We start from the raw sequence: 16,128 nt of genomic DNA, 5'->3' as shown, positions 1-16,128 counted from the left end.
TCTTTGAATCACAAACAGCCCCGCCCCATGACGGGGCGGGACGGAAAATACCTGCGCCGAAACGCAAAGGCGCATCCATGTGGATGCGCCCGGGGACTGCTTACTCGACCTTGGTCTGTTCGCGCAGTCGGATGTGCAGCTCGCGCAGGGCCTTGGCGTCGACCATGCCAGGGGCCTGGGTCATGACGCACGCGGCGCTCTGGGTTTTCGGGAACGCGATCACTTCACGGATCGACTGGGCGCCGGTCATCAGCATGACCAGGCGGTCCAGGCCGAAGGCCAAACCACCGTGTGGCGGCGCACCGAACTTCAGGGCGTCGAGCAGGAAGCCGAACTTCTCTTCCTGTTCTTCGGCCTCGATACCCAGCAGGCGGAAGACCGCCTGTTGCATCTCTTTACGGTGGATACGGATCGAACCACCACCCAGTTCGGTGCCGTTGAGGACCATGTCGTAGGCACGGGACAGGGCCGTGGCCGGGTTGGCCTCAAGCTCTTCCGGGGTGCACTTCGGTGCAGTGAACGGGTGGTGCAGCGCGGTGAAGCTGCCGTCTTCGTTCTCTTCGAACATCGGGAAGTCGACGACCCACATCGGCGCCCACTCGCAGGTCAGCAGCTCGAAGTCGTGGCCCAGGCGGATACGCAGCGCGCCCAGGGCTTCGCTGACAACCTTGAACTTGTCGGCGCCGAAGAACACGATGTCGCCGTCTACGGCACCCACGCGGTCGAGGATGTTGTTGAGGTTGGCCTCAGGGATGTTCTTGACGATCGGCGACTGCAGGCCTTCGACGCCCTTGGCGCGCTCGTTGACCTTGATGTAGGCCAGGCCCTTGGCACCGTAGATGCCGACGAACTTGGTGTATTCGTCGATCTTGCTGCGCGGCATGCTGGCACCGCCTGGCAGGCGCAGGGCGGTAACGCGGCATTTCGGATCGTTGGCCGGGCCGGCGAAGACTTTGAAGTCGACATCCTTCAGTTGGTCGGCAACGTCGACCAGTTCCAGCGGGATACGCAGGTCTGGCTTGTCGGAACCGTAGCGGCGCATGGCCTCTTCGAAGGTCATGTGCGGGAATTCGCCGAATTCCAGGTCGAGCACTTCCTTGAACAGCTTGCGGATCATGCTTTCGGTCAGGCCCATGATCTCGCTTTCATCGAGGAAGCTGGTCTCGATGTCGATCTGGGTGAATTCCGGCTGACGGTCGGCACGCAGGTCTTCGTCACGGAAGCACTTGGCGATCTGGTAGTAACGGTCGAAGCCGGCGACCATCAGCAGCTGCTTGAACAGCTGTGGCGACTGCGGCAGGGCGAAGAAGCTACCGGCGTGGGTGCGGCTTGGCACCAGGTAGTCACGCGCACCTTCCGGGGTAGCACGGGTGAGGATCGGGGTTTCGACGTCGAGGAAACCGTTTTCGTCGAGGAAACGACGGATGCTGCTGGTGATGCGCGAGCGCAGGCGCAGCTTGTCGGCCATTTCCGGGCGACGCAGGTCGATGAAGCGATAACGCAGGCGGGTTTCTTCGCCGACGTCGGAGTATTCGTTCAGCGGGAACGGCGGGGTTTCCGCTTCGTTGAGCACGTTCAGCTGGTAGCCGAGGATCTCGATGGCACCGGACGCCATGTTGGCATTCACCGCACCTTCTGGGCGCTTGCGCACCTTGCCGGTGATCTGCACGACGTATTCGCTGCGCACACGGTCGGCAGCGGCGAAGGTTTCGGCGCGATCCGGGTCGAAGACGACCTGGGCCATGCCTTCGCGGTCACGGATGTCGAGGAAGATCACCCCGCCGTGGTCGCGGCGACGATGGACCCAGCCGCAAAGGGTGACTTCCTGGCCGTCCAGGCTCTCGTTCAGTTGGCCGCAATAATGGCTGCGCATCATGATGGTGGTTTCGCTTCTCGTGATTCGTGTATTCGGTGGAGGCCTTGGCCGCCCGGAGGGCTAATACTGCAAGACCCGGTCACAGCATTCAACTCAGTCGGCCTTGTCGCCGCCTGCCAGATTCTTTTTCGCCCCGGTCTTGAAGTCGGTTTCATACCAACCGTTACCACTCAGGCGGAAGCCTGGCACCGACAGCAACTTTTTCAGCGCCGGTGCCTGGCAGGCCGGGCAATCGGTCAGCGGCGCGGCGCTGATCTTCTGCAGCACTTCCATGCGGTGCTCGCAGGACGCACATTGATAGTCATAAAGGGGCATGGGTGTCTCTCGTCAACCATAACGCTGGCTGCCGGGGCAGCAAAAAGCGGGATTATATATGGTTAACAAGCACTGCGCAGCCCGCCAGGCGATCAGCGCACACTTGGCGGGTCCTGCAACCACGCCACGCAGATGACCCGGATCAGCCCGCTGAAGTTGCGCACCCCGCCCTGGCGCAGGTGCACTTCGCGGTCCACGTAGGATAACACCGCACTGACCGAACAGCGGTTGGCTGCGGCGATGCGATCGAGGATCCCCCAGTAGACGGCCTCCAGGCGCAGACAGGTGGAAAAGCCGTTGAGCCGCACCGAGCGCGACACCGGCTGGGCCTGCAACATGTCGAAATCCGCCCTGAATGGATCGACGCACTGTTTTCCTGGCCAACTCCCCTGGCCAACCCTACGCTTGCTCGCTTGCATCATGCGCCACACTTCCTCGTCACAGGTACCAGGTGGCCTATGAAGCGCTGATGGGCGAGTTCAAAGCAGCGGCAAAATATTCCCGTACAAAGACCATTCTTTAAGCGCGAGACATTCCCTGTGGGAGCGGGCATGCCCGCGAAGCAGGCGATTCGGCAGTTCAGCGCCCCGAAACGCCCGCCCCACAGAGCGACACGACAGCTTAGGGCAACTACTTGCCGTCGAGCAGTACCCGCAGCATCCAGGCGGTTTTCTCGTGGACCTGCATGCGCTGGGTCAGCAGATCGGCAGTGGGCTCATCGCTGACTTTGTCCACCACCGGGAAAATGCTGCGCGCAGTACGCACCACGGCCTCCTGCCCCTGCACCAACTGGCGGATCATCTCGTCCGCCGGGGGAACGCCTTCCTCCTCCTTGATCGACGAGTGCCGCGCATAGAATGCATACGACCCCGGTGCTGGGAAGCCCAGGGCACGGATGCGCTCGGCGATCGAATCGACTGCCAGCGCCAGTTCGTTGTATTGCTCTTCGAACATCAGGTGCAGGGTGCGGAACGACGGACCGGTGACGTTCCAGTGAAAGTTATGGGTTTTCAGATACAGCACGTAGGTATCCGACAACAGGCGGGACAGCCCATCGACGATGGACTTGCGATCTTCTTCACTGATACCGATATCGATTGCCATGAAGTTCCCCTTTCCATAAGGCTTGAGACTCAAGCGGGCGCCGACCACTGTAGCAACACTTGGCGCAAGCCGCATGTGACATGGCGCAACACATCGCCCGCCGGGCGGCCTGCGGTTTGAGTAGCCTGCGGCTTTACTGTTAAATAGGCACCGTGCCACCCGTGCGGACTGTCATTGCCGGGTGCATAGGCTGGCCTGTCCGTGTTCGCGCTCTACACCTCATGCGCACCGTGCTACCAGCTCTTCCTGTGATCGGCCTTATCAACTGTGAGCCAAACCCATGTTCAAGATCGTCCATCTGGTGACGGGCGTGGCAGCTTTGCTGCTATCGCTCATACCCAGCCTGAAAACCGATGCGACACCCTTCCTGCAACAACCTGACGCGGTCTACCTGGCCCTGCTCGGCCTGCTCAACCTGGTACTGGCACCGGTCGTGCCTCTGTACTACCGCGGCGCGCGGCAACAACTGCAGCACCTGGCCTGCGCCCTACTGGTGGTAGCCGTGGTACTGCAGACCCTGACGTTGCTGGCCCGCCCGGAAATGGGCAACCTGGCAGCCCTGGTCTGCGCGGCGCTGGCCGTGGCCCTGCACCTGGCCGTGAGCTTTGCCCGCAGCCCGCGCAAGGCGCGCAGCAGCCAGCATGCCATTCAGGATGCCGGCAACCGTGATACCGGTACCGTCAAGTGGTTCAACACATCGAAAGGCTTTGGCTTCATCTCCCGCGATTCGGGTGATGACATCTTCGTGCACTTTCGCGCCATTCGCGGCGAAGGCCATCGCATTCTGGTCGAAGGCCAGCGCGTCGAGTTTTCGGTCATGCACCGTGACAAAGGCCTGCAGGCCGAAGACGTGGTTGCGGTAACCCGCCGCTGATCAACGCCTGAGGCTATCGCCGGCACGCCAGCTCCCACAGGTGCAGCGCAACCCTTCTGGTCGGCGCCGCACCTGTGGGAGCAGCCTTGCGCTGCGAAGAGGCCGGTAGGGCTAAAGAACATCTTCGCCTGCAATGGCCACTTCGCAGCACAAGGCTGCTCCTACAGATTCCGCACACACCTTGATGGCTTGAGGCCACTTCTGCAGGGTCAGTAATGCGGCGGCGGCGCCTCTTCCCCTTCACTGCCGTACTGGCCGACCATCTCTTCATAGCGCTTGATCAACTCGGCCACCTGCAACTGCAGCCGCTCGATCACCCGCCCCTGCTCGACCACCACGTCATTCAGTGCCTGGATGGTGTCATCCTGAAACGCCTGACGGGTTTCCAGCTCGACCATGCGTGCTTCAAGCGACATGTCAGGCCTCCTGATAACCGGCGAGTTGCAGACCGCGCAGGCGCTGGCGAATGGCTTGCAGCTGGTCGTCGCTGTAAGCCACGGCCGGGCACTTGCCCCACACGGGTGCGGGCCAGGCGGCGTCGTCACGCTGACGCACGATCACATGCATGTGCAGTTGGCTAACCACATTGCCCAAGGTGGCCACGTTCATCTTGTCGGCGCTGTAGCTGGATTTCAGCGCTTCGGCCAGCAGGGTGGTTTCCTGCCACAGCTGCTGCTGGTCCGCCGCATCCAGCTCGAACAGTTCGCTGATGCCAGCGCGCTTGGGCACCAGGATGAACCATGGGTAGTTGGCGTCTTTGCTCAGCAGCAACTGACACAGTGCAAACTCTCCCAGCACCAGGGAATCCTGTTGCAAACGCGAATCGAGGACGAACACGGTGTATCTCCTTCAGGCAAAACCATTCCGCTGCAAGCGGAAAACAGGCCTGCAAGGATACATTGCACATTCCCGGTAACACAGCGCTACTTTTCGCACCAAAATGAGGCCACCTGTCCGCCCTTCCCACACTTGTCACCCCACAAACGACTCTGGATGAACAAGTTGCGGTAACACATTGACTTTCATGGCAGCTTTTTAAATTTTAATGATTCTCGACTCCATAATCCCCTCGCACAGCCTTCGTCCCGTATTTACGGCACTTTCCGACCCTCGGTAGCAGGTTTTGTGAAAATTTCATGAAGTGTTGCGAATTTTGAGCACGCTTGTTGCATTCCCTTCACGCCAAGTCGGCACGACATCTGCAGAGGCAGGTGTACGCGACAAATAACAACAGCGGTATTGGTCACCAGGGAGTTTCCTCAACCGGAATCGGTAGTTACAGGTTCGTTACGGTGACAGGAACAGCGCTGGGGTTGCACGGCCCTTGAAACGGGGCGTGATTTGCGACATGGAAATACCTAAAAGCGACATGGCAAAAAAGTTCCGAAAAGAGAGTTTATTGCCATATCGCCAACAACAGTCAGCGTGCTATACATTTTCGCCGACATAACAAGAAAGAGCTGCCCCATATAACTAAAAAACTTGGACGCAGCGGTACTCTTCCTAAAAACCAAAGGAGCAAATCACGATGCGCGTGATGAAGTGGAGCATGATCGCCCTGGCCGTTGCGGCAGGGACCTCGCAGTTGGCAATGGCCTCGGCACAAGACGAGTCCAAAGGTTTCATCGAAGACAGCAAGCTGAACGTCAAAACCCGCATGCTGTATTTCAGCCGCGACTTCCGCAACAACGAGCCTGGCACCCAGAGCCGCGTTGAAGAAACCGGCCTTGGCTTCCTCGGCACCTTCGAGTCGGGCTTCACCCAAGGTACCGTAGGCTTCGGCGTCGACGCCATTGGCATGCTCGGCATCAAACTGGACAGCGGCCGCGGCCGTGCCGGCACCGGCCTGTTCCCTGAAGGCTCCGACGGCCGCTCGCAGGATGACTACTCCGAAGCTGGCGGCGCAGTGAAAATGCGCATCTCCAACACCGTGCTGAAGTTCGGCGACCAGTTCACCGCTCTGCCAGTACTGGCTACCGACGACAGCCGCCTGCTGCCGGAAGTTGCCGAGGGTGGCCTGATCACCAGCAACGAAATCGATGGCCTGACCCTGCATGCCGGTCACTTCACCGCACTGAACGCCCAGGCTCAGACTTACCATGACAGCCTGAACCTGACCAAGGCCGACGTCTTTGGTGGCACCTACGCCATTACCGACAACCTCAGCACCAGCGTCTACTACTCGCACGTTGAAGATCACTTCCGCAAGTGGTACGGCAACATCAACTGGGCGCTGCCAATCAGCGACAAGCAAGGCCTGGTGTTCGACTTCAACATCTATGACACCAAGTCGATCGGCGACAACCTGACCGGTGCATTCGTCAGCAAGTCCGACGGCAGCAACGAACTGGACAACATCGCAGCCAGCCTCTCGGCCGCCTACAACATTGGCGCGCACACCTTCACCCTGGCCTACCAGAAAGTCAGCGGCGACGGCGACTACGCCTACGGCGTGGACGGTGGCGGCACGGTCTTCCTGGCCAACTCCGTTGCCCGTTCCGACTTCAACGCCGAAGACGAGAAATCCTGGCAAGCGCGCTACGACCTGAACTTCGCCGAGTTCGGCGTACCGGGCCTGACCTTCATGACCCGCTACGTGCGCGGTACCGGTGCAACCACCCGCACCACCGACGACGGCAAGGAATGGGAACGCGACATCGACGTCAAGTACGTGATGCAAAGCGGCCCAGCCAAGGACCTGAGCTTCCGCGTACGTCAGGCCACCTACCGTTCGGGCGATGGCGTGTACTACGGTTCCCCATCGATCGACGAACTGCGCCTGATCGTGGAGTACCCGCTGAGCATCCTGTAAGCCTGGCTTGCAGTGCCCCGCACCTGAAAAGCCCGGCGATCACGCCGGGCTTTTTCTTGGCTGACAAGTGTCACGCCCTGGGGCATCCTGTACGCCTTCGTTTCACCCCCGTACAATGCGGGGCTATTTCAACGTCTTAGGCAATCGACACGGCTAACCATGCGCACCAGTCAATATTTGCTCGCCACCCAGAAAGAAACCCCTGCCGACGCAGTGGTCATCAGCCATCAGCTCATGCTGCGTGCCGGCATGATCCGCAAACTGGCCTCCGGCCTGTACACCTGGCTGCCGATGGGCCTGCGGGTAATGCGCAAGGTCGAGGCCGTGGTGCGTGAGGAAATGAACGCCGCCGGCGCCCTGGAAGTGCTGATGCCGAGCATCCAGCCCGCCGAGCTGTGGCAGGAATCCGGCCGCTGGGAGCAGTACGGCCCCGAGCTGCTGCGCCTGAAGGACCGCCATCAACGCGACTTCTGCGTCGGCCCTACCCACGAAGAAGTGATTACCGACCTGGCCCGTAACGAGCTGTCCAGCTATAAACAGCTGCCGCTCAACATGTACCAGATCCAAACCAAATTCCGTGACGAAATCCGCCCACGCTTCGGCCTGATGCGCGGCCGCGAATTCATCATGAAGGACGCCTACTCGTTCCATGCCGACCAGGCTTCCCTGCAGGAAACCTATGACCGCATGCACCAGGCCTACAGCAACGTGTTCACCCGCCTGGGCCTGGACTTCCGCCCTGTGCAGGCCGATACCGGCTCGATCGGTGGCAGCTACTCGCACGAATTCCATGTACTGGCCGAGTCTGGCGAAGACGATGTGATCTTCAGCGATAGCTCCGACTACGCTGCCAACATCGAGAAAGCCGAGGCCATCCCGCGCGAAACCGTGCGCCCTGCCCCTACCGAGGAGCTGCGCCTGGTCGACACCCCGGACGCCAAGACCATCGCTCAGCTGGTGGAAAACCACGGCATGGCGATCGAGAAAACCGTCAAGACCCTGATCGTGCGCGGCGCCGAAGAAGGCAAGCTGATTGCCCTGATCGTTCGCGGCGACCACGAACTGAACGAAATCAAGGCGACCAAGCTGGAACAAGTTGCCGACCCGCTGGTCATGGCCACCGAAGCTGAACTGCGCGACGCCATTGGCGCCGGTGCAGGCTCGCTCGGCCCGCTGAACCTGCCGCTGGAATGCATCATTGACCGTTCGGTTGCCTTGATGAGCGACTTCGGCATTGGCGCCAACATCGACGACAAGCACTACTTCGGCGTGAACTGGGAGCGCGACCTGCCGGTTCCTCAGGTCGCTGACCTGCGCAACGTGGTCGAAGGCGACCCAAGCCCGGACGGCCAGGGTACCCTGGTGATCAAGCGTGGCATCGAAGTGGGCCATATCTTCCAGCTGGGCACCAAGTACAGCGAGGCGCTGAAGTGCCAGGTACTGGGCGAGAACGGCAAGCCAGTCGTACTGTCGATGGGCTGCTACGGCATCGGCGTGTCCCGTGTAGTCGCTGCCGCCATCGAGCAGAGCTACGACGACAAGGGCATCATCTGGAACGACGCCCTGGCTCCATTCCAGATCGCCCTGGTACCGCTGCGCTACGAAACCGACGTGGTCCGCGAGGCAACTGACAAGCTGTACGCCGAACTGACCGCCGCCGGCTACGAAGTACTGCTGGACGACCGCGACAAGAAAACCAGCCCAGGCATCAAGTTTGCCGACATGGAGCTGATCGGCATCCCGCACCGCATCGTCGTCAGCGATCGCGGCCTGGCCGAAGGCAACCTGGAGTACAAGCACCGCACCGAGCAAGACGCCCAGGCGTTGCCACTCAATGAAGTGCTGAGCTTCCTGCAGGCCCGCGTTCGCCGCTGATAACCAATGCACGAGTGATCATGTTCAAGCGAAGTACCTTTACCCTGGGGGGCGCCGCACTGTGCGGCGCCCTGCTCGTCAGCGGTTGCGCCAACCAGATGTCACAGCGCAGCGACCATGAGGAGCGCGTCGAGCGCAAACTGCTCGAGCACACCCTGCAGATCGATGTTGGCGAGCCGAAGGTGATGGAGCTGCCGCAGCGACGTGTGCGCGTGCATGAACTGAAGCGCTTCGAAGTCACCGAGTTCGAAGTCACCCGTCGCTATGACCGCTATACGCCTTACCAGCCCTGGCGGGAAATCTACGAGATCCCGCTGGGTGCAGTGGCTGTAGTGGCGGGTGTCGGCGCCAATGTGGTCAATGTCTTCACCTTGGGCAACCTGCCGCAAAGCATCACCCACGACTGGCTCAGCTACGGCGTGGACGGGCTCAACCCGTTCATGAACGTGCCGTCCAATGGCCGTGCGCAGCAGAACCTGGCCGGGATCAGCGAAGTGCAGAAAGGCCAGCGCGAGGAATCCACCAGCGTGCCCTGGAGCGAACGCCTGGTCGAGGTCAAGGCCGGCAAGATGACCCACGAACTGACCACCGACAAGAACGGCGTACTGCGCCTGAACCTGCTCGACAGCCCGTTCTCCGAGCAGAACCTCAACCACGTCGGCACCCTGCACCTGCAGGTACTCGACGAGGACAACGCGGTACGCGGTGATGCCAGCCTGCTGGTCAGCGCCACCCTGCGCAACAAGCTGCTCGAAGCCCATGAGCTGATCTTCGATGACCTCGAAGATGACGAAGTCGGCCAATGGGTACACCGGGTCAAGCGCCTGTCCGAGCTGGGCCTTGAAGAAGAAGCCAGCGAAATGGAACAGAGCCTGATCGAGTTGACCCGCAACGATCCGGAGCTGCAGCAGGAGTTTTTGCAGTCGCTGACCAAGGCCACCGGCCGGTTGGTGGCTGACCCGGGGGCGCAGTAACACATCGGGGCTGCAAAGCGGCCCCTTTCATTTAGGTGGAAACAGCTCCAACTGTTCATGCGCACCGCGCAGGTCGCGCAACCTCACCCCAACCCCTAGCAGGCGCACCGGCTTGCCACCACGGGCGAACGCCTGCCCCAGCAATTGCCGATAACTCTCCAGGTCCCTGCCTGCCCCCGCTTGCTCCATGGTGGTCTGGCTGAAGTCATGGAACTTGACCTTGACGAATGGTTTGTCCGGCCGGTAACTGCTGTCCATGCGGGCGATGCGCTCGTTCAGGCTGTCCAGCAGTTCTGGCAGGCGCGCCAGGCAACTGGCCAGGTCCGGCAGGTCGGTATCGTAGGTATTTTCCACGCTGACCGACTGGCGGCGGCTGTCGTTGTGCACCGCACGCTCATCGATACCCCGCGCCACCCCCCACAATCGCTCGCCAAAACTGCCGAACTCGCGCACCAGCGCCAGCCGTGACCACTCACGCAATTGCAGGCAGGTTTCGATGCCCAGCCGCGACAATTTATCGGCCGTGACCTTGCCCACCCCATGCAACCTGGCCACCGGCAAGGCTGCGACGAACGCCTCCACTTCAGCCGGGGTGATCACGAACAGCCCATTGGGTTTGCGCCAGTCACTGGCGATCTTGGCCAAAAACTTGTTCGGCGCCACCCCAGCAGACACCGTGATGTGCAGGGTGCGGGCAACACGACGGCGAATATCCTCGGCGATGCGCGTAGCGCTGCCCGAATACCACTGGCTGTCGCTCACATCCAGGTAGGCCTCGTCCAGCGACAAGGGCTCGATCAGTTCGGTGTAGTCGCGAAAGATCGTGTGAATTTCCCGCGAGGCCTCGCGGTAGGCTTCGAAGCGCGGTTTGACGATCAACAGGTCGGGACACAGCTTCAGCGCATGCCGCGACGACATGGCCGAACGCACCCCATAGGCACGCGCCTCATAGTTGCAGGTGGCGATTACCCCGCGGTGCTCGGGCGAGCCGCCCACCGCCATGGGCCGCCCGGCCAGGCGCGGGTCGTCACGCATCTCGATCGCGGCGTAGAAGCAATCGCAGTCGACGTGGATGATCTTGCGCAAGGACATGGACGACCGTCAGCACTGTAAATTCATACAGATAGTATCGCATGCACCTTGCTCTGAAACAGCTCGCCCGCCTTGCAACACGATAATTGGCTTGCAAGCCCCGCCGCGCCTGAGCCGCATACTGTTATCAAGCGCTAAGGGTTTGAACAAAAAAGGTTTTTCCAAAACAATTGCTTGACAACGGGGAGCAAATCCGTAGAATTCGATCTCACAGGCGCGGGATGGAGCAGCCTGGTAGCTCGTCGGGCTCATAACCCGAAGGTCGTCGGTTCAAATCCGGCTCCCGCAACCAGATTCAAGAAAAGGCCACTGTTAACACAGTGGCCTTTTTCTTTGCCCACTGAAAAGTGTTTTCGAAAAAGCCTCGTAAAATCAGAGGCTAGCGCTTGACATACAAACTCCGCGCTGTAGAATTCGCCCCACTGACGCGGGATGGAGCAGCCTGGTAGCTCGTCGGGCTCATAACCCGAAGGTCGTCGGTTCAAATCCGGCTCCCGCAACCAGATTCAAGAAAAGGCCACTGTTAACACAGTGGCCTTTTTCTTTGCGCTTGAAAAATGCGTTTGGGTTGAAAGGCGTTCGCCGGGGGAGTTGCTGCGCCGGTAAGATCGAGCGCCGCCCGCGCGGCGCATCGCGAGCAAGCTCGCTCCTACATTTGTTTCGGGCCAATTATTTCTGTGGGAGTTGCGCGCGAACGCTTTGGCGCATGTCTCGATATCGCGTCGTACAAACAAGGCGATCGCGTGCGCTTGTCTCAGGCGTTACTGGCCCGAAACAAACGTAGGAGCGAGCGCAGCTCGCGATGCGCCGCGCGGGCGGCGCTCGATTTACGCACCACCTCACAAACCAAGGCATGCACCTGGTAGCCCTCCCCCAAAAACGCTTGACACCTCAACACCAAACTGTAGAATGCGCACCTCTGACGCGGGATGGAGCAGCCTGGTAGCTCGTCGGGCTCATAACCCGAAGGTCGTCGGTTCAAATCCGGCTCCCGCAACCATATTCGTCAGAACAAACCCCGCCTGTGTAACAGCAGTGCGGGGTTTGTTGCTTTTGCATTCCCGGCTTTTCGTCGCCCCGATTTCCCCCTCCCTCAAGCTAACCCGCAGGCTTGAGACGTTGTGCCCAGGATGAACTATCTTTAACCCTGCCAGGCCGCTGAAAGCGCCTGAGGCCGGAGTAACATTGGATACGTTTTCCTAAGGGACTTTCACTTGGCCGCACCTTTCCTTTACCTCGCGCTGCAAGCCCGGGGCAATTCATGACTTCGCACAATCCCGAACCTCCGGTGCCGCTCGCCTCGGCGCTGCCCGGTGCCGTGCAGCGCCTGCCCTTGCTGGAACGCCTGAGTCGCTACCGCCAGCCCATTGGCCTGGTCGTGACCCTGTTGCTGTTCACCATGGCCTTGATCGCCTGCCGCCACCTGCTCAGCGAGCTGGACATCTATGCGCTGCACGATGCCATGCTCAGCGTGCCGAGCCAGTCTTTGCTGGGCGCCTTGCTGGCAACGGTGGTCGGCTTCGTGATCCTGCTGGGCTATGAATGGTCGGCCAGCCGCTATGCCGGTGTGAAACTGCCAGCACGCAGCCTGATACTGGGCGGTTTCAGCGCCTTCGCCATCGGCAACGCCATTGGTCTGTCGATGCTCTCTGGCGGTTCGGTTCGCTACCGCCTGTACGCACGCCAGGGGGTGGGTGCTGGCGAAGTCGCACGCATGACCGTGTTCGCCAGCCTGTCACTGGGCTGCGCGCTGCCACCCCTGGCCGCCTTGGCGACCTTGAGCAACTTGCCGGCGGCCTCGGCTGCACTGGGCTTGGCGCCCGGCCTGCTGGCAGGTATCGCCAGCGCCGTACTGGTCGCGTCGGCTTTGCTGGTGATTGGCTTGTACCGCCGGCGCCTGGCCGAACAACCGCTGGCCAACAACCTGCTCGTGCAACTGGGCCGGCGCACACTTCGCCTGCCGGATGCACGCCTGGCCGCCCTGCAATTGCTGATCACCGCGCTGGACGTGGCGGCGGCTGCCACCGTGCTGTACCTGCTGCTACCCGAAGCCCCTCCTTTTGGCGCGTTCGTGCTGGTGTACCTGCTGGCCCTGGCGGCAGGTGTGCTCAGCCACGTACCCGGCGGTGTCGGGGTGTTCGAGGCGATCCTGCTGGCGGCCTTCGCCGACCAACTCGGGGCCGCGCCGCTGGCGGCCGCCCTGCTGCTGTACCGACTGATCTATGTGGTACTGCCACTGCTGCTGGCCTGTGTGTTGCTGCTGGCCAACGAAGCCCGGCGCCTGTTGTTTGCGCAACAGGCCATCAAGGCCGCCTCTGGGCTGGCCGCGCCGATCCTGTCGATACTGGTGTTCCTGTCCGGCGTGGTGCTGTTGTTCTCGGGCGCTACACCCGAGATCGACACACGCCTGGAACATATGGGCTTCCTGGTACCACACCGGCTGATCGATGCCTCGCATTTCGGCGCCAGCCTGATCGGCGTGCTCTGCCTGCTGCTGGCCCAAGGGCTGCGCCGGCGCCTGTCCGCCGCCTGGCTATTGACCACCGTGCTGTTGCTGGTCGGCGCCCTGTTGTCGCTGCTGAAGGGTTTTGACTGGGAGGAGGCATGCCTGCTGACCTTCACCGCCACCCTGCTCGCCCTGTTCCGCCGCTCGTTCTACCGCCCCAGCCGCCTGCTGGAGCTACCCTTCTCTCCGGTGTTCCTGGTGGCCAGCGCCTGTGCGGTGGGTGCATCGGTATGGCTGCTGCTGTTCGCCTACCAGGATGTCCCCTACAGCCATCAGCTGTGGTGGCAGTTCACCCTCGATGCCGACGCTCCACGGGGCTTGCGCGCCGCCATGGGCAGCGCCCTGCTGCTGGCAGCCGTGGCACTGACCTGGCTGCTGCGCACTGCGCCGCCAGTAATCCACTTGCCCGATGAAGAAGAGCTGCAACGCGCCAACCGGATCCTGCTGGCCTCCGACCAGCCCGATGGCGGCCTGGCGCTGACCGGCGACAAGGCATTGCTGTTCCACCCACGTGACAATGCATTCCTTATGTATGCCCGACGTGGCCGCAGCCTGGTGGCGTTGTACGACCCGATCGGCCCGGCCCAGGAGCGCGCCGAGATGATCTGGCAATTCCGCGACCTGTGCGACCTGCACCACGCCCGGCCAGTGTTCTACCAGGTGCGTGCGGAAAACCTGCCGTTCTACATGGACATCGGCCTGACCGCCCTGAAGCTGGGCGAGGAAGCCCGAGTCGACTTGCGCCGCTTCGACCTTGAAGCCAAAGGCAAGGAGATGAAGGACCTGCGCTACACCTGGAACCGTGGCGGGCGCGATGGCCTTAGCCTGGAAATCCATGAACCCGGCCACGCCCCGCTGGCTGAGCTGAAGGAAATTTCCGATGCCTGGCTCGGCGGCAAGAACGTGCGCGAGAAAGGCTTCTCGCTGGGGCGCTTCAGCCCGGACTACCTGCAGCATTTCCGTATAGCACTGATCCGCTTCCAGGGCCGCCCGGTGGCTTTCGCCAACCTGCTGGAAACCCATGGCAACGAGCTGGCCAGCCTCGACCTGATGCGTGCGCACCCCGAGGCGCCAAAGCTGACCATGGAGTTCATGATGATCGGCTTGATCCTGCACTACAAAAGTCATGACTACGGGCGTTTCAGCCTGGGCATGGTACCGCTGTCCGGCCTGCAACCCCGCCGTGGCGCACCCTTGACCCAGCGTTTGGGCTCGATGGTGTTCCGCCGTGGCGAGCAGCTTTACAACTTCCAGGGGCTTCGACGCTTCAAGGACAAATTCCAACCGGATTGGGAACCCCGCTACATGGCCGTGCCAGCCGGGCTTGACCCGCTGGTGGCACTGGCCGACACCGCCGCCCTGATCGCAGGCGGCCTGACTGGATTGGTGAAACGTTGATGACCCGACGCTTTTGGCTGTACCTGCTGGTTCCCCTGCTGCTGGCCGCCCTGGGTGGTGCGCTGGCCTTCTGGCTGTGGACGCGCCCGGCCCCCGAGGCGCGCCTTGAGCAATTGAGCATCAATGACACCAGCATCACCCGGGTTACCCCTGGCGTGCATCCCAAGGCCCGGGTGGCCATTGGCGTGCCACAGGATCAAGCACTGACCGACAAGCAACTGCTGGACCTGAGCCAAGCCGGCGAGGCCCAGCTGGTGCAGGTGATCCTGCCGCCTAACGACTGCAGCAAGCAGCAACAGGTCATGGACCAGGCCCTTGCCGAGCTACCGGAAAAGCCGACGCTGGTAGCCGGTATCGGCCCTGGTGCCGCCCAGGCCTGGCGCTGGCTGGCCAGCCAGAACGATGACAAGGCCCGGGCAATTTCCGTGGACTTCACCGTCGAACAACCCGGCTGCCAGGCACCGCTGCCCAAGTCCGCTGCCCATGGCCACTGGAACGTCGCCTGGAACGACAACCCGGATGACGCCAGCGCCGCCTTCGTGCGCGACCAGGCCAATGCCGAAACCAGCATCAGCGACTACGACATCCACCTGCCGCAAGTGCTCAAGGCGCAATTGACCCAGGCCTTGGTCGGCCACGACGGCAATGCCTTGGCCATCCCGGTGGTCGAGGTGCCGGCCGGGCAGACCACCGACACGGTCACCCTGTTCCTTTCCGGCGATGGCGGCTGGCGCGACCTCGACCGGGACGTGGCCGGCGAAATGGCCAAGCTGGGCTACCCGGTGGTGGGCATCGACACGCTGCGCTACTACTGGCAGCACAAGACCCCCGAACAAAGCGCCGCCGACCTGTCCGAGCTGATGCAGCACTACCGGCAGAAGTGGGGTACCAAGCGCTTCGTACTGACCGGCTATTCGTTCGGTGCCGACGTGCTGCCGGCGATCTACAACCGCCTGCCAGCGGAGGATCAGCAGCGTATCGATGCGGTGATGCTACTGGCCTTTGCCCGCAGCGGCAGTTTCGAGATCGAGGTCGAGGGCTGGCTGGGCAAGGAAGGCCAGGAAGCCCCAACCGGCCCGGAAATGGCCAAGCTGCCTGCATCTAAGGTGGTGTGTGTGTACGGCGTCGAGGAAACCGACGAAAGTGGCTGCACGGAAAAGACCGCAGTAGGTGAACGCCTGAAGCTGCCTGGGGGACACCACTTCGACGAGAATTACCCGGCGCTGGCCAAACGCCTGATTGGCGAGATCGAGACCCGCCAGGGTAAATCGAGCGTGGCCGAGCAGAACTGAAAATGATTGG

Annotated in this window: 13 protein-coding genes and 3 tRNA genes; 9 read left to right on the top strand and 7 right to left on the bottom strand. The window is 61.7% G+C overall.

The window, feature by feature from the left end; translation table 11 throughout:
• Positions 1 to 100: 100 nt before the first annotated feature.
• The 4 genes from aspS to ACNFBR_RS21035 form a co-directional block, all read right to left on the bottom strand.
• On the bottom strand, positions 101 to 1,876 hold the full coding sequence (gene aspS, locus ACNFBR_RS21050) for an aspartate--tRNA ligase (RefSeq protein WP_004575741.1): 1,776 nt from the start codon (positions 1,874 to 1,876) through the stop codon (positions 101 to 103).
• 93 nt (positions 1,877 to 1,969) lie between these two features.
• Positions 1,970 to 2,191, bottom strand: a complete 222-nt coding sequence (locus ACNFBR_RS21045; RefSeq protein WP_003254776.1) for an FmdB family zinc ribbon protein — start codon at positions 2,189 to 2,191, stop codon at positions 1,970 to 1,972.
• Positions 2,192 to 2,283: 92 nt separating this feature from the next.
• Entirely contained in the window at positions 2,284 to 2,613 is a 330-nt protein-coding gene (locus tag ACNFBR_RS21040) for a ribbon-helix-helix domain-containing protein (protein ID WP_416736616.1), read from the bottom strand.
• 208 nt (positions 2,614 to 2,821) lie between these two features.
• Positions 2,822 to 3,295: a Dps family protein gene (locus ACNFBR_RS21035; protein WP_003254783.1), complete on the bottom strand. Its 474-nt coding sequence runs from the start codon at positions 3,293 to 3,295 to the stop codon at positions 2,822 to 2,824.
• 280 nt (positions 3,296 to 3,575) lie between these two features.
• Here ACNFBR_RS21035 and ACNFBR_RS21030 point away from each other — a divergent pair, with 280 nt between their 5' ends.
• On the top strand, positions 3,576 to 4,169 hold the full coding sequence (locus ACNFBR_RS21030) for a cold shock domain-containing protein membrane protein (protein ID WP_416736615.1): 594 nt from the start codon (positions 3,576 to 3,578) through the stop codon (positions 4,167 to 4,169).
• Between the two features lie 209 nt (positions 4,170 to 4,378).
• Here the strand turns inward: ACNFBR_RS21030 and ACNFBR_RS21025 are convergent, their stop codons facing one another.
• Both ACNFBR_RS21025 and ACNFBR_RS21020 read right to left on the bottom strand, forming a co-directional pair.
• Positions 4,379 to 4,585 (bottom strand): SlyX family protein, encoded by a 207-nt coding sequence (locus ACNFBR_RS21025; RefSeq protein WP_416736614.1) that lies wholly within the window; start codon positions 4,583 to 4,585, stop codon positions 4,379 to 4,381.
• A gap of 1 nt (position 4,586) precedes the next feature.
• Positions 4,587 to 5,006, bottom strand: coding sequence for an HIT family protein (locus ACNFBR_RS21020; RefSeq protein WP_416736613.1), 420 nt, complete (start codon positions 5,004 to 5,006; stop codon positions 4,587 to 4,589).
• A gap of 691 nt (positions 5,007 to 5,697) precedes the next feature.
• Between ACNFBR_RS21020 and ACNFBR_RS21015 the strand changes: the two genes are divergently transcribed.
• From ACNFBR_RS21015 to ACNFBR_RS21005, 3 genes are all read left to right on the top strand, one after another.
• Positions 5,698 to 6,981 carry an OprD family porin gene (locus tag ACNFBR_RS21015; protein ID WP_416736612.1) on the top strand — a complete coding sequence of 428 codons (1,284 nt, stop codon included), beginning with the start codon at positions 5,698 to 5,700 and terminating at the stop codon, positions 6,979 to 6,981.
• A 159-nt stretch (positions 6,982 to 7,140) separates the two neighbouring features.
• Positions 7,141 to 8,856: a proline--tRNA ligase gene (locus ACNFBR_RS21010; RefSeq protein WP_416736611.1), complete on the top strand. Its 1,716-nt coding sequence runs from the start codon at positions 7,141 to 7,143 to the stop codon at positions 8,854 to 8,856.
• A gap of 20 nt (positions 8,857 to 8,876) precedes the next feature.
• Positions 8,877 to 9,830: a hypothetical protein gene (locus ACNFBR_RS21005; RefSeq protein WP_416736610.1), complete on the top strand. Its 954-nt coding sequence runs from the start codon at positions 8,877 to 8,879 to the stop codon at positions 9,828 to 9,830.
• A gap of 27 nt (positions 9,831 to 9,857) precedes the next feature.
• Here the strand turns inward: ACNFBR_RS21005 and dinB are convergent, their stop codons facing one another.
• Positions 9,858 to 10,916 (bottom strand): DNA polymerase IV, encoded by a 1,059-nt coding sequence (gene dinB / locus ACNFBR_RS21000; protein WP_416736725.1) that lies wholly within the window; start codon positions 10,914 to 10,916, stop codon positions 9,858 to 9,860.
• Positions 10,917 to 11,137: 221 nt separating this feature from the next.
• Between dinB and ACNFBR_RS20995 the strand changes: the two genes are divergently transcribed.
• The 5 genes from ACNFBR_RS20995 (at position 11,138) to ACNFBR_RS20975 (ending at position 16,118) form a co-directional block, all read left to right on the top strand.
• A tRNA-Met gene (locus ACNFBR_RS20995) sits at positions 11,138 to 11,214 on the top strand.
• A gap of 134 nt (positions 11,215 to 11,348) precedes the next feature.
• A tRNA-Met gene (locus ACNFBR_RS20990) sits at positions 11,349 to 11,425 on the top strand.
• 420 nt (positions 11,426 to 11,845) lie between these two features.
• A tRNA-Met gene (locus ACNFBR_RS20985) sits at positions 11,846 to 11,922 on the top strand.
• 261 nt (positions 11,923 to 12,183) lie between these two features.
• Positions 12,184 to 14,826: a bifunctional lysylphosphatidylglycerol flippase/synthetase MprF gene (gene mprF, locus ACNFBR_RS20980; protein ID WP_416736609.1), complete on the top strand. Its 2,643-nt coding sequence runs from the start codon at positions 12,184 to 12,186 to the stop codon at positions 14,824 to 14,826.
• Positions 14,826 to 16,118: a virulence factor family protein gene (locus ACNFBR_RS20975; protein ID WP_416736607.1), complete on the top strand. Its 1,293-nt coding sequence runs from the start codon at positions 14,826 to 14,828 to the stop codon at positions 16,116 to 16,118. Before mprF ends, ACNFBR_RS20975 begins: the two co-directional genes overlap by 1 nt.
• Positions 16,119 to 16,128: the final 10 nt, after the last annotated feature.

Origin of the sequence: Pseudomonas sp. NY11955 (assembly GCF_048068035.1) — a bacterium.
Lineage (GTDB): Bacteria > Pseudomonadota > Gammaproteobacteria > Pseudomonadales > Pseudomonadaceae > Aquipseudomonas.
The sequence above is the reverse complement of the archived record's forward strand: the minus strand, read 5'-3'. Positions and strand labels throughout refer to the sequence as shown.

What these genes read in the sequence shown, in the direction of transcription:
- ACNFBR_RS21040 (WP_416736616.1), bottom strand. Translation starts at nt 2,613, where the DNA reads ATGATGCAAGCGAGCAAGCGTAGGGTTGGCCAGGGGAGTTGGCCAGGA.
- ACNFBR_RS20975 (WP_416736607.1), top strand. Translation starts at nt 14,826, where the DNA reads ATGACCCGACGCTTTTGGCTGTACCTGCTGGTTCCCCTGCTGCTGGCC.
- ACNFBR_RS21015 (WP_416736612.1), top strand. Translation starts at nt 5,698, where the DNA reads ATGCGCGTGATGAAGTGGAGCATGATCGCCCTGGCCGTTGCGGCAGGG.
- ACNFBR_RS21005 (WP_416736610.1), top strand. Translation starts at nt 8,877, where the DNA reads ATGTTCAAGCGAAGTACCTTTACCCTGGGGGGCGCCGCACTGTGCGGC.
- ACNFBR_RS21025 (WP_416736614.1), bottom strand. Translation starts at nt 4,585, where the DNA reads ATGTCGCTTGAAGCACGCATGGTCGAGCTGGAAACCCGTCAGGCGTTT.
- mprF (WP_416736609.1), top strand. Translation starts at nt 12,184, where the DNA reads ATGACTTCGCACAATCCCGAACCTCCGGTGCCGCTCGCCTCGGCGCTG.
- ACNFBR_RS21045 (WP_003254776.1), bottom strand. Translation starts at nt 2,191, where the DNA reads ATGCCCCTTTATGACTATCAATGTGCGTCCTGCGAGCACCGCATGGAA.
- ACNFBR_RS21010 (WP_416736611.1), top strand. Translation starts at nt 7,141, where the DNA reads ATGCGCACCAGTCAATATTTGCTCGCCACCCAGAAAGAAACCCCTGCC.
- ACNFBR_RS21035 (WP_003254783.1), bottom strand. Translation starts at nt 3,295, where the DNA reads ATGGCAATCGATATCGGTATCAGTGAAGAAGATCGCAAGTCCATCGTC.
- ACNFBR_RS21030 (WP_416736615.1), top strand. Translation starts at nt 3,576, where the DNA reads ATGTTCAAGATCGTCCATCTGGTGACGGGCGTGGCAGCTTTGCTGCTA.
- aspS (WP_004575741.1), bottom strand. Translation starts at nt 1,876, where the DNA reads ATGATGCGCAGCCATTATTGCGGCCAACTGAACGAGAGCCTGGACGGC.